Origin of the sequence: Paenibacillus rhizoplanae, from assembly GCF_042684125.1 — a bacterium.
In the GTDB taxonomy this organism is placed as follows: Bacteria; Bacillota; Bacilli; order Paenibacillales; family Paenibacillaceae; genus Paenibacillus_AQ; species Paenibacillus_AQ rhizoplanae.
The window spans coordinates 200,605-213,562 of the sequence record NZ_JBHUKY010000023.1 but is presented as its reverse complement, the minus strand read 5'-3'; the positions used below and the strand labels follow the sequence as shown (position 1 = coordinate 213,562).

The 12,958-nt window shown below is 54.6% G+C and carries 9 protein-coding genes; 1 reads left to right on the top strand and 8 read right to left on the bottom strand.

Annotation, left to right across the window (positions count from 1 at the left end):
• Positions 1-129: 129 nt before the first annotated feature.
• From ACFSX3_RS13950 to ACFSX3_RS13940, 3 genes are all read right to left on the bottom strand, one after another.
• Positions 130-3,324 carry an alpha-mannosidase gene (locus ACFSX3_RS13950; RefSeq protein ID WP_209984647.1) on the bottom strand — a complete coding sequence of 1,065 codons (3,195 nt, stop codon included), beginning with the start codon at positions 3,322-3,324 and terminating at the stop codon, positions 130-132.
• 376 nt (positions 3,325-3,700) lie between these two features.
• Positions 3,701-4,747, bottom strand: a complete 1,047-nt coding sequence (locus ACFSX3_RS13945; protein WP_209984649.1) for a LacI family DNA-binding transcriptional regulator — start codon at positions 4,745-4,747, stop codon at positions 3,701-3,703.
• Positions 4,748-4,880: 133 nt separating this feature from the next.
• Positions 4,881-5,396: a hypothetical protein gene (locus tag ACFSX3_RS13940; RefSeq protein WP_209984651.1), complete on the bottom strand. Its 516-nt coding sequence runs from the start codon at positions 5,394-5,396 to the stop codon at positions 4,881-4,883.
• A gap of 219 nt (positions 5,397-5,615) precedes the next feature.
• Between ACFSX3_RS13940 and ACFSX3_RS13935 the strand changes: the two genes are divergently transcribed.
• Positions 5,616-6,641, top strand: coding sequence for an ABC transporter substrate-binding protein (locus ACFSX3_RS13935; protein ID WP_209984653.1), 1,026 nt, complete (start codon positions 5,616-5,618; stop codon positions 6,639-6,641).
• Between the two features lie 122 nt (positions 6,642-6,763).
• On the opposite strand, the gene ACFSX3_RS13930 is transcribed toward ACFSX3_RS13935, so the two are convergent.
• From ACFSX3_RS13930 to ACFSX3_RS13910, 5 genes are all read right to left on the bottom strand, one after another.
• On the bottom strand, positions 6,764-8,119 hold the full coding sequence (locus tag ACFSX3_RS13930) for a glycoside hydrolase family 30 protein (RefSeq protein ID WP_209984655.1): 1,356 nt from the start codon (positions 8,117-8,119) through the stop codon (positions 6,764-6,766).
• Between the two features lie 61 nt (positions 8,120-8,180).
• Complete coding sequence (locus tag ACFSX3_RS13925; RefSeq protein WP_209984657.1) at positions 8,181-9,821, bottom strand: sugar ABC transporter substrate-binding protein; 1,641 nt, start codon at positions 9,819-9,821, stop codon at positions 8,181-8,183.
• Between the two features lie 33 nt (positions 9,822-9,854).
• Positions 9,855-10,682 (bottom strand): carbohydrate ABC transporter permease, encoded by an 828-nt coding sequence (locus ACFSX3_RS13920; protein ID WP_209985146.1) that lies wholly within the window; start codon positions 10,680-10,682, stop codon positions 9,855-9,857.
• Positions 10,683-10,755: 73 nt separating this feature from the next.
• Positions 10,756-11,751: an ABC transporter permease gene (locus ACFSX3_RS13915; protein WP_209984659.1), complete on the bottom strand. Its 996-nt coding sequence runs from the start codon at positions 11,749-11,751 to the stop codon at positions 10,756-10,758.
• Positions 11,752-11,876: 125 nt separating this feature from the next.
• Positions 11,877-12,896 (bottom strand): LacI family DNA-binding transcriptional regulator, encoded by a 1,020-nt coding sequence (locus ACFSX3_RS13910; protein WP_209984662.1) that lies wholly within the window; start codon positions 12,894-12,896, stop codon positions 11,877-11,879.
• Positions 12,897-12,958 lie beyond the last annotated feature (62 nt).

The window sequence follows — 12,958 nt, the reverse complement described above, 5'->3', positions numbered from 1 at the left end:
CGGACAGTAACAGTTATATGTTCTAAAAAGGCCGCCAATTTCGGCAGGGTGTGTGAAAACTCCCCTGCCGAAATGGCGGTCTTTTAGATGTGCATTATTCTGCCTGGACGGGCAGATCAGACGCAAGAATTAGGCAAAAGCTACATGAACCGTATGGATCTCATAAGGCTTGAAATCAAGCCGGATGGCGGGTCCGTCCATTGTCTCTGTGTCCAGCGGGCGTTCCATCAGATCACGCAGCTGCCAGGAGGAGACGGCATAATCGCTGCTGACATGCGCCGTGCAGCGTGTTCCGGTGAACTCATGCAGCCGGACGATACAGCCGCTGCCGTCTTCGGCCAGCTTCACGGCATCGATGGCAATGTTCGGGGCATCGCAGGTGATCAGAGATTTGCCGGCTCCGGCGGTGTAGGCTCCTTCCACGGCCAGAAGCGGCTGGTTCAGCGCCCACGCTTCCTGTACCGTGCCCGCAGCCACCCAATCCCCTTCATGCGGAAGCAAGGCATACGTAAAGTTGTGCTCTCCCTGATCCGCCAGCCGGTCCGGGCTGGTTGCCGATTTGATCAGCGACAGCCGCATCGTATGATCTTTGATGTCATAGCCGTATTTGCAGTCGTTCAGCAGGCTGACCCCATAGCCCCGCTCCGACAGATCGGCCCACTGATGGCCCACACTTTCGAACCGCGCGTAATCCCAGCTTGTATTCCAGTGGGTCGGCCGCTTCACATTGCCGAACTGGATATCATAGGTCGCTTCCGTAGCCCGCACGGCAACCGGGAAGGCCGCCTTCAGCAACTGGTGCTGCTCATGCCAGTCTACATAAGTCTCGAAATCAATCCGCGCGCTTCCGGCATAGACCTTGACCTTCTGGACAATGGTGGAATCCATGTAGTTCCAGACGAATTCCAGCACCGCCTGAAGCGGTCCGCATTCGGTCAGCTTGACGGAGCGCAGCTCGCTGATGATCCGCATCTTCTCCTGGTAGAAGAGATCGATATCCCAGGCATCGAACATCTTTGGCTTATCCTCGAAGACCTGCAGCACATTGCCGCATTCACCCGGTGCCAGCACCTCGCGTTCTGCGCTGCGGTCGAAGATCCGGCTAAGCTGTCCAGATGCATTCCACTCCAGAATATAATGAGGAGTGGTCAGTGTGGAATCCTGCCAGCGGAATGGAACAGATGGTGCCGGCGGAACGGCTTCGGAACTGCCAGGTTCAGCGGCTACAATCACTGCACTGCCCATCACCGGGACCGCCGCCGTCTCCACCAGCCACTGCCCGCCGGAGCGCTGGGCAGTCAGCCGGTTACCCCCGGCGTCTGTCCAGACCGCATTCTCAGCATCATGAGGTATGGCGGCCAGCCGGGTAGCGGTGAAGAAGGCGCTGTTAAACAGCGTGTATTCTGTCTGCACCGGGGTTTCAGCCGGATCGGCAGCTTCCATGGTCTCCTGCCCGGCAGAAGCTGTAAGGCCGACAAGCCCTGCCGCTGCAGCCTCCCGCGCCGCCAAGCCAAGCTGCTCCGCTTCGGCATATTCCACCCTTGAATCCTGATACACCTCATGGATGGAGGAGCCAGGAATAATATCGTGGAACTGGTTGCGCAGAATGATCTGCCAGCCTTCGAGGAGCGAGTCCGCAGGATACTGGCTGAATTCGCCGCTCTCCGCCGCCCAGAGCATCTGCAGCCATTCCGCTTCGCGGTACAGCAGCTCCAGCTTGCGGTTCATTTTTTTATTATAGGCTTGGCTGGTATAGGTTCCCCGGTGGTACTCCAGGTATAGCTCCCCGTCCCAGGTATGCACATACTCCTCAGTGTTGTCTATCGTCTCATGAAGCCGCTCGAAGTACTCCGCTGCCCGGCCCGTCTTCACCTGCGGAAGACCCGGCATCGTATCCAGCCGCCGCCGCATCTCCAGCATCTCGCGGTTGACACCGCCGCCCCCGTCCCCGTAACCATAGGACAACAGCAGCTCCCGGTTCAGATTCTTGTCCCGGTACTGTTCCCAGATTCCCTGCACGGAGAAAGGCTCGATCAGGCCGTTATAAGTATAATACCAGGCACCCGAATTCGGCCCCTCCGGCGTCGTGATAAAGTGGGTCAGCACCTCGCTGCCGTCAATCCCTCTCCATTGAAACGTATCATGCGGCATCCGGTTGTACTGGCTCCAGCTGATCTTGGTCGTCATGAAGGTATCAATGCCCGATTTGCGCAGAATCTGCGGCAGCGCCCAGCTATACCCGAATACATCCGGCAGCCATAGGTATTTGCAGTCCACCCCGAACTCTTCGCGGAAAAACTTTGTCCCGTACAGAATCTGCCGCACCAGCGACTCACCGCTCGTCAGATTGCAGTCCGCTTCCAGCCACATCGCCCCTCCGGCTTCCCAGCGGCCCTCTTCCACACGCTCCTTAATCTCCTGATAGATCTCCGGGTAGTCCTGCTTGATATACGCATAGAGCTGAGGCTGCGTCTGCAAAAAAATGTACTCCGGGAACTGCTTCATCAGCCGGAGCACCGTCGAAAAGGAACGGGCCGCTTTCTCCCGGGTGTGAGTAAGCCGCCATAGCCAGGCCACATCGATGTGTGTATGGCCGATGGCGGTTACCGTTACCGGATGCTCCTGCTCCAGCCGGGACAGGTCTGCGAGCAGGCTTGACTCGGCCTCCTGAACTGAAGCATAGAACGCAGCGCTTCCGGGTCTGGACCAGTCCAGCAGGTTGAACGCCTTGTTCAAGGCGGTTAGCAGCTCATGCTTCTGAATCTGGCTGTCTTGCAGCTGTTTGATCGTACCCAGCGCAGCCCGGCCGGTATAATAGAGATTGTCAGTGGACTCATCCAGATAGGCCAGTTCCGCCCGCTTAATCTTGTGCTCCTGCGGAATCAGCTGACCGTCACCGTTCAGACCCGACCATAAGCGGAACGTGAGCTCCAGCTCCCTACCGGCCGTACCGTCTTCCAGGAACACCTCCTTATGGTTGGAGTCCACGCCCTGATAAGGCTTCCCGTCCAGGTACAGCAGCGATTCGAACCCGCTGTTATTACCCCCGCCGGTACGCCCGAAATCGAACAGCCCGACAACACGTTTCCCCTGCCATTCGGCAGGTACGGTTACCTTGCGGTGCACCCACAGATAAGTATCATAGCCGGTCCAATACTCCCCGGTCCGCAGCTTCCTGTCCCCGTCAAGTACGGGCGGATAGGCACCATTAGCCCCCTCCAGATCCTCAGTAACCTGCCATTCTTCAAGTGTAATCCCCTCACGGTACCTGTAACTCTCCAGCTCTCTCAACCGCGCGCCAAGCTTCTCTTCTGTCCAAAACATATTCGTTCTCCTCCTTCTTTATAACACGTGTTATTAAACAAGCAGAAAGTGGGGGGCGGGGTGAGATTAGGGGCACTAGTGCTCCTCATTCCAGCGCATAGCCCACTTTCGGCTAATTCAGGGGCACTAATGCACCTCATTGGCTCACCCAGCCCACTTTCGGCAAAATCAGGGGCACTTATGCCCCTCAGTCGCTCATCTAGCTCACTTTCGGCTAATTCAGGGGCACTAATGCACCTCATTGGCTCACCTAGCCCACTTTCAGCTAATTCAGGGGCACTAATGCACCTCATTGGCTCACCGCACTCCACGTCACCAACCAGACTATCTCCACTACCTCCAGCAGCTAACACTTTAGCATCACTTACACCAGCATCTACGCGCTTTCTCCCGCCCTCAACACGGCCGGGAGCCAGATTTTCCCGGCCTGACCAGCCTTGTTGCCGTTCCTTCCGCTCATCTGCGCGAGCAGGCAGCGGACGGCTTCCTCCCCCATGCTCACATAGGGGATCTCTACGCAGCTTAAGGAGGGCAGGCTGAGCCGGTCGCCTTGAATCGTGTTGTCTGCTGCCATAATACGTACGTCTTCACCGATCCGCAGGCCTAGCTTATGAGCGGCCCGATACAGATCGGGAATTGCGCTCGACCAATTAACCAGGAGCGGGGCATGGGGCTGGCCGCTTCCCACCTCAAGCCTCTGGAGACAATTTGCCCACGCGTCTCCATGCTCCTCCAAACGAATGATCACCGGCTCCATTCCACGTGCTGCACACCAGTTTGTATAGGCCTCCCGGCGGTTTCGCTCTGCCCAGTTATCCGGGTCAAGCGCATGATATACCTCGGCGTAGACCGGACCCGGCTGCTGTACCGTACCTTCCCGCATCAAATAATTCATCGCGGTCTCCACACTGCCTGAATAATCAGCCAGTACAGAGTGTACGCCTGGCACTTCAGCATACCCTTCCACAGAGACGTAGGGGACTCCGGCATCGCTGACACTGGAGGCCCATTCCTCGCCCCGGTAGCTGGTGTGGTCCAGGGTGACAATTCCGTCGATCTTCCGCTGGTGATACAATTCCAGCAGCTCGGCCCTGCCGCCCGCATTCCCCTTGGGACGGGGGGAACAGAGAAGGATGTGATACCCGCTCAGCTCACATTCCCGCTGCATGCCTTCCAGCAGCCGGGTGAACAGCGGGTGGCGGGTGTCTCCATAAGCAGCCAGCGTCATGCTTCTTCCTGTCTTCATGCTGCGTGCTCCGGCATCCACATGATAATTCAGCTCACGGATGGCTTCCAGCACAGCTTCGCGCGTATCGGCTCCAACGCCAATGCCGGGCGTATCATTCAGCACCGCAGAGACTACACTACGGGACACACCCGCCCGTTTGGCTACATCGAAGCTGGTTACTCTTTTTTTGCTCATACTAATCAGCACCTCAAGGGAAGTATAACACGTGTTATAAAACAATGTATAGCGTCTCACTCCGCTTACCCATCCGCACAAAAAAGCCCCGCAGCCCATCATCAACATCACTCATGGATACGGGGCAACTTATTTATTTCTGCAGCTCCTGATCCTTTTGCTTCAGCAGGTCGGCGTATTCTTCCTTGTACTGTTCCAGCTTCTGCTTGAGCTCGGCATTGCCGGGGCTCGTCTTCAGCAGGCTGCTGCTGGTGAGGATATTAGTGACCACGGCATCGATTTTGTCGTCAATAATATCAATTTTGCTCTTGGCTGCAGTGATGGCAGGATCAGGTGTGCTAACCGGCACAGGACCAACCAGCGAGCTTTTCTCGTCGGACAACGGAGGAGCGGCTTGACCTTTATCATCCAGGCTAATCGTTTTGCCTTTCACTGTCACTTGGAATCCGGCCAGTTCGCCGATGGCGCGCACGGGCGCATAACTCTTGCCGTCAATAACAATAGCCGGATCGGCCAGCTTCTTCCCATACACATTTACCGTATACTCCGCCTGAATGGCCTTTCCTACCAGGGTTGCCGAAGCGCCCAGCGCCTGCGCACCCACCATTAGTATCGCTCCGGCAATGACTCCGGCAACAATCTTTTTCATAAGAAATTCACTCCCTGTATAAGACTATGACTATTATTCTATCATTTTATTGCGGCGGGTGCTTCTCTTCGGCAGAAAACAGCCAACTGTTATTTTTTCCAAGTGAGATAAAAGCAGCTTAAGGATTGACAACGCGGCTATTCCTCTCTATCATACATAATTAAATGATAATGATTATCATCGTCATTAAAATACATACTCTCTTAAGGAGCACTGCACATGTCTAGCATTACTAGCGCCAAAAAATCATTACTCCCGTTAACCCTGCTTTTCTTCACCTTGATCCTGGCCTCGTGCGGCAAGCCAAACAACACAACTACTGCGACAGCTCCTTCAGCCGCCGCCACAAGTCAGGCAACCGTAGCGCCTGAGGCCAGCCAGACGGCTGTCACGGAAGCGGCTGCTGCAACACGGATGTATACCGATTACAAGAAACGGGAGGTTGAGATTCCAACCCAGCCCCAGAAGATTGTGTATGTAGGCAGTAATCCGGGTGACCTGCTTGCACTAGGCATTAAGCCTGCGGGAGCTTCGCTAAGCGTCATCGGCACACAGGTGGCTTATCCCGATCTGCTCGAAGGGATTGAAGATATCGGCTACCCTTTTTCCCCTGAGAAAATTCTTGCCCTATCACCAGACCTGATTATCTTCGACGACTGGGATGAGACCGGTATTGAATCACTAAGCCAGATTGCTCCGACCGTGGTGGTTGGACTTGACGGCACCTTCCCGACGGAGGAGCGTGTCCGGCAACTCGCTGACTTGTTCGGCCGTACGGAAGCTGCGGACCGCTGGTTCAATGATTATAAGACGAAGGTTGCCTCCGTGAAGAAGCAGCTCAACCTGACCGAAGGGGATACAGCTACCTCCTTGCTTGTGCTTGGCTCGGAACTGTACATTATGGGCAGCAAAGGTCTGAACGAAACACTGTACGGACAGCTTGGCTTCAAGCCGGCAGAAGGCGTACAGAAGCTGGTCGATGCCGGCGAACGGTTTGTAACCATCTCCGATGAGGTGCTGCCACAGTATATTGGAAAGCATATGTTCCTCCTTACCGACACCAGCAGCAAGACGGCTGCAAGACAGAGCGCGCTGATGGACAGCGGCCTATGGAAAGCGATCCCTGCCGTTAAGGAAGGCCGTGTATACACCTTCGACAGCAAGTATAACTTCGATGACCCGATTACCCTCGACCGGCTGCTGGATGAGATCGTGGAGATTTTCAGCAGCAAGGGTACCCAATAATTAGAAAAATATCGCGCTCGAGAATTGTGTTCGGTTTTTCGATCATAATTCACTGTACAGCAACGCAAAAAGGACAGGCTGCCCTGTCCTTTTTCACGTTTCACTGCCTATGCTTGGTCACACTATACCTCGATCCCGCCTACCCTCACCGAAACCGCACCCTTCGCAGCGATGGCAAGGGTCAGTAATTCTTCCCCCTCCAGCCGCACAGCCACGGTCTCCGGGGTCTCCCCGTCGTTGAACAGGACGACTGCGATGGACCCGTCGCAGTTGCGGAAGGCCACGGAGCGCACGGGTTCATGGCTGGCGGCAGACTCCAGGCGCAATGCCCCGGGGCGGATCACCTTGCTGAAATGTGCCAGTGCATAGTAGTCCAGGGTATACGTCAGCTCCCGGGTCTGCTGGTTGACCGTCACTACCCCGCGGCAGGTGCTCTCCCCGAAGCCGGGCACCGTAGGGCCGTTCTGTTCATCCAAGGCCATATTCCATAGCACGAACGATTTGCTGTGATTCCGCAGAATCTCAATCCCCGTGCGCATCACATTGGAGAAGGCCTGCTCGAACGGGGGAATCCATTCCCCGCCGGAGCCTTCGGTGAAATGGACCTCGTGCTCCGGGTAGGCCGCCTGCACCTCTGACTGCGCGGACGCCGCACCGCCGTACCAGTGCCAGGCTACGCCGTCCACGTCTGCCCCGGCTTCCTCCAGCACAGACAGCGGATAATCCAGCCGGTCCCAGTTATGGTCGTAGCAGAAGATTTTGGCGGCCACCCCGTGCTGTCTGAACGCAGGCTTCAGATAGTCCCGGATGAACTCCCGCTGCTCCTCCGGCAGCATCAGCATACTGGGGTAATGCTGCGGCTCATAGAGCGGCTCGTTCTGCACAGTGACAGCATAGACAGGTAAGCCATGAGCGGCATAGGCCTGAATATAGCGGACAAAATAATCCGCATATACTCCGTAATACTCCGGCTTCAGCCGCCCGGCGATCATCGAGCCGCTGGTCTTCATCCAGCCCGGCGCACTCCAGGGTGAGGCCATCAGCTTCAGCTCAGGATTAAGCCTGAGTGCCTCCTGCACCAGAGGAATGATGTCCGCTTCGTCGTGGGCGATGGAGAAGCGGGCTAACTCCGGATCGCTCCCGCCTTCAGGCAGGTCGTTATAGCTATAGACCGTTCTTGCATAGTCCGACGCCCCCATAGGATTGCGCAGAAAGGACAAGCCAATGCCCTCCTGCGGATCGAACAGCTTCCGCATCACCTCCGTCCGCTGCTCTGCACCTAGCACCTGATGGATCAGGTAGGCGGCCGAGTCGGTGAAGGAAGCCCCGAAGCCATCCATCTCCTGATAGGTCTTGCCTGCATCAATGTCTACGGTGACCGTAACTGCATCATCAGAAATCTGCGGCAGCTGTGCTGCGGACTGCTCTTTAAACAGCTCGTTCTCTCCGCTGGACTGGTACATGATCATTTCCCGCATGTGTTATCCCTCCATCTTCTTATATAAAAGGGCCCAAAACGGGCCCTCCCTTGCGCCTTGCCTACTTAATGCCCAGCTTTTCCTTATTGGCCTTCATCTTCTCGCTGCGAACCTCTACAATCTTGCTCCAGTTGTTCTTGTCGAGGAACGCTTTATGATTGGCCAGCGTACTGTCAAAAGCAGCCTCGTCCTTGGCACGGATCATGCTGACCAGTGTGGTGTTCCAGTTCGTATTAATGGCCGTCTGGCCGCGGGCCTCCGGCGTTCCCTGATCCGGGTTAATGTTCTCCAGGATGAAGTGCGGCTTCAGCTTGCCCTTGCCCCATTCCTGCATCTGCTTGATCGACTCGGGGAAAGCATCCTTGCTCAGCGCTTTGTGGCGGTCATGTCCGAAGAACATGAATTCGCCCATCCGGTAGTCCTTCTTGAACTTATCCGCATTATTAAGCTGCAGGTCCTTCACTTCCGGCAGCAGCTCAACTGTACCGTCCGGGTTCGATTTATATGTCACGCCTTCAACCCCGTAGTTCATCAGCTTCTGTCCTTCTTCGCTCAGCAGGTACGTGAAGATTTGAATCGCTTTGGCCGGGTCCTTGCAGTTCTTGGTGATGTAATTGATCATCCAGCCGGTAATCCCGGATTGATTCAGGGTCGGCTGATGTCCTACGGTGCTCTGCGGACCGTCAACAGCCATATACTCCTTACCGGGATTGGCACTCATGAAAATCTGCAGATTGCCGCCCTGCTGAGGTGTACCGTCGAGCAGCATCGTTGCGTATTTTCCGGATTTCACCTTTTCCTCAAAGCCGGTTCCGTCATCCGCGAAGCTGTCATCACTGATCGCTCCGTCCCTGTACACGGCATTCAGCGTCCGCAGCCAGGTCAGATAATCCTCATCCAGATTGCGGTTATAGAACTTGCCGTCCTCCGTCTCCAGCGGAACGCCGATGAAATCCTGCAGCGCATCCCCGAGCGAGCCGGTTCCTTCCCCGATGGCATTGAATCCGAAGGGGATCATGTCCGGGAATTTGCTCTTAATTTCATTCATTGTCTTCTGGAAGGCCTCCGGGGTCCCGAAGTCAGGGCTACCCAGCGCTTCATACACATCCTTGCGGATGACAAAAGCCGTCTTCGCCGGAATATTGCCGCTGTCATAATCTGCCTGTGTATTGGAATAGTTCGGATAACCGTAGGTTTTGCCGTCCTTCAGCTGGAACCAGTTCAGCGTGTCGGCAGCGGCCACCTTGTTGAAATACGGGTCATACTTCTCCGCCAGCTCATTGAGCGGGAGCGCCCAGGTGGCGGCTTTTTGCACAACCGGGGAATTAGAGTCGAAGATCGTCAGCAGATCCGGCATATCGCCGCCCGCGAAGAACGTATTCAGCTTCGTATCATCCCCGGTAATGAACTTGATATTGATGTTCAGATCCTCTTTGATCTTCTTGGTGACTACATCCTTGCCGAAGTCTGTATTCCACCAGTCCGCGTTCACATACCAGGTTAAGTCCGTAGTCTCCTCTTTCTTATCGAGCTGCCAGGCCGGAGTCTCCGGGTCTACCGTATACCGATTGTCCAGGGACACCTCTACCGCCTTAGTGGAGCCGCCGCCCGAGCTGCAGCCTGCCGCCACCAGCATAGCCGCCATCAGGAGCAGCGCGGGTTTAAGCATTTGTGTGCCGAGAACTTTAGTCATCTTGATCATCTTCTTGACCTCCTATAATGTAGTGAACCTCTTCTACTCCTTGACCGCTCCCAGCATCATGCCCGAGATGAAGTACCGCTGAAGAATGGGATACATCGCAACAATCGGCAGTGTGGTAATGACAATGGTGGCCAGCTGAACTCCTTTGGTGGTGGTCTCAATGACGACGGAGCCTCCGATATTCTGCATGGACTGGGTCTGCGACTGCACAATAATCTCATACAGCTTCATCTGCAGCGGGTAGAGCGCCTGATCGGTGATGTACAGCTTCGTGGTCATGAAGTCGTTCCATTGTCCCACCCCGTTGAACAGGGCGATCGTTGCCATCGCGGGCATGGACAGCGGAATGAAGATTTTGAGGAAAATATGCCAGTCGCCTGCGCCGTCAATCTTGGCCGACTCCTCCAGCGAATCCGGCACGTTCCGGAAAAAGTTCATCAGAATCACCACATCGTAATAACTGAATAAGGCGGGGATAATATAGACCCAGAAGCTGTTCAGCAGCCCGAGCGATTTGATGAGCAGATACGTCGGAATCATTCCGCCGGAGAAAAACATCGTGATCACGCCCATCGCCACATACAGCTTGCGGCCGCGGATATATCTTTTGCTGAGACCGTAGCCGATCATCGCGCAAAAGAACACGTGGGTAATCACCCCGAGGAACGTCTTGGCGACCGAGACAACGAAGGATTGACCGATCGTGCTGTCATTGAAGACCGCCCGGTAATTCTCCAGCGAGAATTCTTTGGACCAGAAGATGAATCCGCCCTCGGCAAGCGCCTTACCCGAACTAAGGGAGGAGATAATTACGTTCCATAAGGGAACGAGGATAATAACCATGAAGCAGACCAACAGCATCTTATTCACCGCATCAAAGATCCGGCTGTCGAGACCTTCCCGTATGACCTTCCGATTCACTCTAGCGCCCCCTCTACAACACGGATTGATTATCGTTCAATTTACTGGTGACCTTGTTGGCCATAAGCAGCAGGATTACCGACACAATGGAGACACCGAGGCCGACAGCCGTAGCATAAGAGAAATCGCCCTGCGTCATCCCCATGCGGTAGACATAAGAGTTGATAACCTCTGCTTTCTCCCGGTTCTGCGAGTTCATCAAGACCAGCGTCTGATCCAGATTCGAGCCGAGTAGTCCGCTTACCGTCAAAATCAGATTCAGGCTGATGATCGCCTTCATGTTCGGAAGGGTGATATTCCAGATCTGACGCAGCCGGCCGGCTCCATCAATCCGGGCCGCTTCGTAGTAGGTGGGGTCGATCTTAGCCATAATAGCCAGATACAGAATGGTGCCCCATCCGGCTTCCTTCCAGATATCGGACAACGTGGCAATCCACCAGTACTTGCCTGCATCGAGCAGGATGTTGGACGGCTTCGAGATCAGACCGAGGTTCAGCAGCAGCTCATTGAACAAGCCGGAAGTGGAGAACCAGGTAATCAGCATCCCGCCCAGTACGATCCACGACAGGAAATGCGGCAGATAGGAGATCGTTTGGACGAATTTTTTGAAGCGGCCCATGTTCAGCTCATAGATCATAATGGCGAGGATAATCGGAATGATGAACCCGATCCCAAGCTTCAGGAAGCTGATGCCCAGCGTATTGATGACCGCATCCCAGAAGTATTCGTCCGACAGAATAATCCTGAAGTTGTCCAGACCCACCCAGGGTGCAGTAGACAAGGTATCAATGACCGTGTAATTTTTGAAGGCAATGCTCAGACCGTAGATCGGTATGTAGCAGAAAATGATCATAAAAATAATGCCCGGCAGCACCATCGACTGAATCTCCCACTGTCTTTTGTAATCGGTTACAAATTCTTTGATCCGCTGCCCCATAGGTTTCTTGGCGGACGGCGGGAACGCTGGCGGGATGGAAGCTGATGTAGCAGACGCTGATGTTTTATTCATGATCTTGTCCCCCTCTCCATTGAGATATCCAGTTGGTGCTCAAGTTGATGCTCAAAGCAATAAAAACGTTTTTATTTTGGCGCAAAAAATCCCCCTCCTGTAAAATCAGTTTCACACGCAGCCCTCTATCTGCGGTCCTTCCGCTCCAGCTTCACATGACTTGAGCCTCTTACGACCAGCTCGCCCTGCAGCTTCTGAGCTGAACCCTGCTCCTTGTCTTGAATCATGCGGACCAGATGATCAATCGCCAGCATGCCCTGCCTTGCAATCTGATTCCTTACCGTCGTGAGCGGCGGCGAATAATAAGGGGCGATATCAATATCATCGAAGCCCATCACGCTGACATCCTGCGGCACTTCGTAACCGTAGCTCTTGAGCGCTTGAATACAGCCCATTGCACTGATATCATTGCCGGCCAGGAAGGCGTCAGGGACTCTCGCGGGATGCAGGCGGAGGTAAGACTTCACGGCATTATAGGTGCTGTCCTCCTCAAAATACCCCTGAAGGATAAAATCCTCCTCCACCGGAAGCTGGTATTCACGCAGCGCGGCCAGATAGCCTTCCTTCCGCTGCACGCTGTCGAACATCGTATCCACACCTGAGATATAGGCAATCCTTTTATGCCCCAGGCTGATCAAATACTTCGTAGCCTCATAGCCTGATTCGTACGAATCAAAGATGATGCTGCCCATCCCCTCATCCTCCAGCACCCGGTCCAGAAACACCGCCTTGATCTTGTCTTTCTTCATAGCGATAATGTCCTGTTCGTCGATGCCCAGCTCCTCATAAATAATGACGCCATCCACCCGCCGTCCGAGGATATTGCTCATAATGACTTGTTTGTCCTTGGTGACGAATACATTCAGGCCATAACCCAGGCGGTCGCACTGACGGGACATGGATTCTACCAGCTTATAGAAGTACGGACCGGATACACTTGTTGTGAAGAACCCCAGCATCTTCGTGGTCCCTGATTTCAGCAGCTTGCCGTTCAGATTCGGCACGTAATTCAGGCGCTGGGCCACCTTCAGAATATGGGCTTTGGTCTCCGGGCTCAGCACATCCACATCATTCAGGGCGTTAGAGACCGTAGAGATGGAGACCCCGGCTTCCCGTGCAACATCTTTGATCGTTATCTTAGCCATATCAATATTCCTTTTTGATAAAAACGTTTTTATTGACTCTAAAGTAACATGAAACCGCTTTA

What these genes read in the sequence shown, in the direction of transcription:
- ACFSX3_RS13915 (WP_209984659.1), bottom strand. Translation starts at nt 11,751, where the DNA reads ATGAATAAAACATCAGCGTCTGCTACATCAGCTTCCATCCCGCCAGCG.
- ACFSX3_RS13950 (WP_209984647.1), bottom strand. Translation starts at nt 3,324, where the DNA reads ATGTTTTGGACAGAAGAGAAGCTTGGCGCGCGGTTGAGAGAGCTGGAG.
- ACFSX3_RS13945 (WP_209984649.1), bottom strand. Translation starts at nt 4,747, where the DNA reads ATGAGCAAAAAAAGAGTAACCAGCTTCGATGTAGCCAAACGGGCGGGT.
- ACFSX3_RS13920 (WP_209985146.1), bottom strand. Translation starts at nt 10,682, where the DNA reads ATGCTGTTGGTCTGCTTCATGGTTATTATCCTCGTTCCCTTATGGAAC.
- ACFSX3_RS13925 (WP_209984657.1), bottom strand. Translation starts at nt 9,821, where the DNA reads ATGATCAAGATGACTAAAGTTCTCGGCACACAAATGCTTAAACCCGCG.
- ACFSX3_RS13930 (WP_209984655.1), bottom strand. Translation starts at nt 8,119, where the DNA reads ATGCGGGAAATGATCATGTACCAGTCCAGCGGAGAGAACGAGCTGTTT.
- ACFSX3_RS13935 (WP_209984653.1), top strand. Translation starts at nt 5,616, where the DNA reads ATGTCTAGCATTACTAGCGCCAAAAAATCATTACTCCCGTTAACCCTG.
- ACFSX3_RS13910 (WP_209984662.1), bottom strand. Translation starts at nt 12,896, where the DNA reads ATGGCTAAGATAACGATCAAAGATGTTGCACGGGAAGCCGGGGTCTCC.
- ACFSX3_RS13940 (WP_209984651.1), bottom strand. Translation starts at nt 5,396, where the DNA reads ATGAAAAAGATTGTTGCCGGAGTCATTGCCGGAGCGATACTAATGGTG.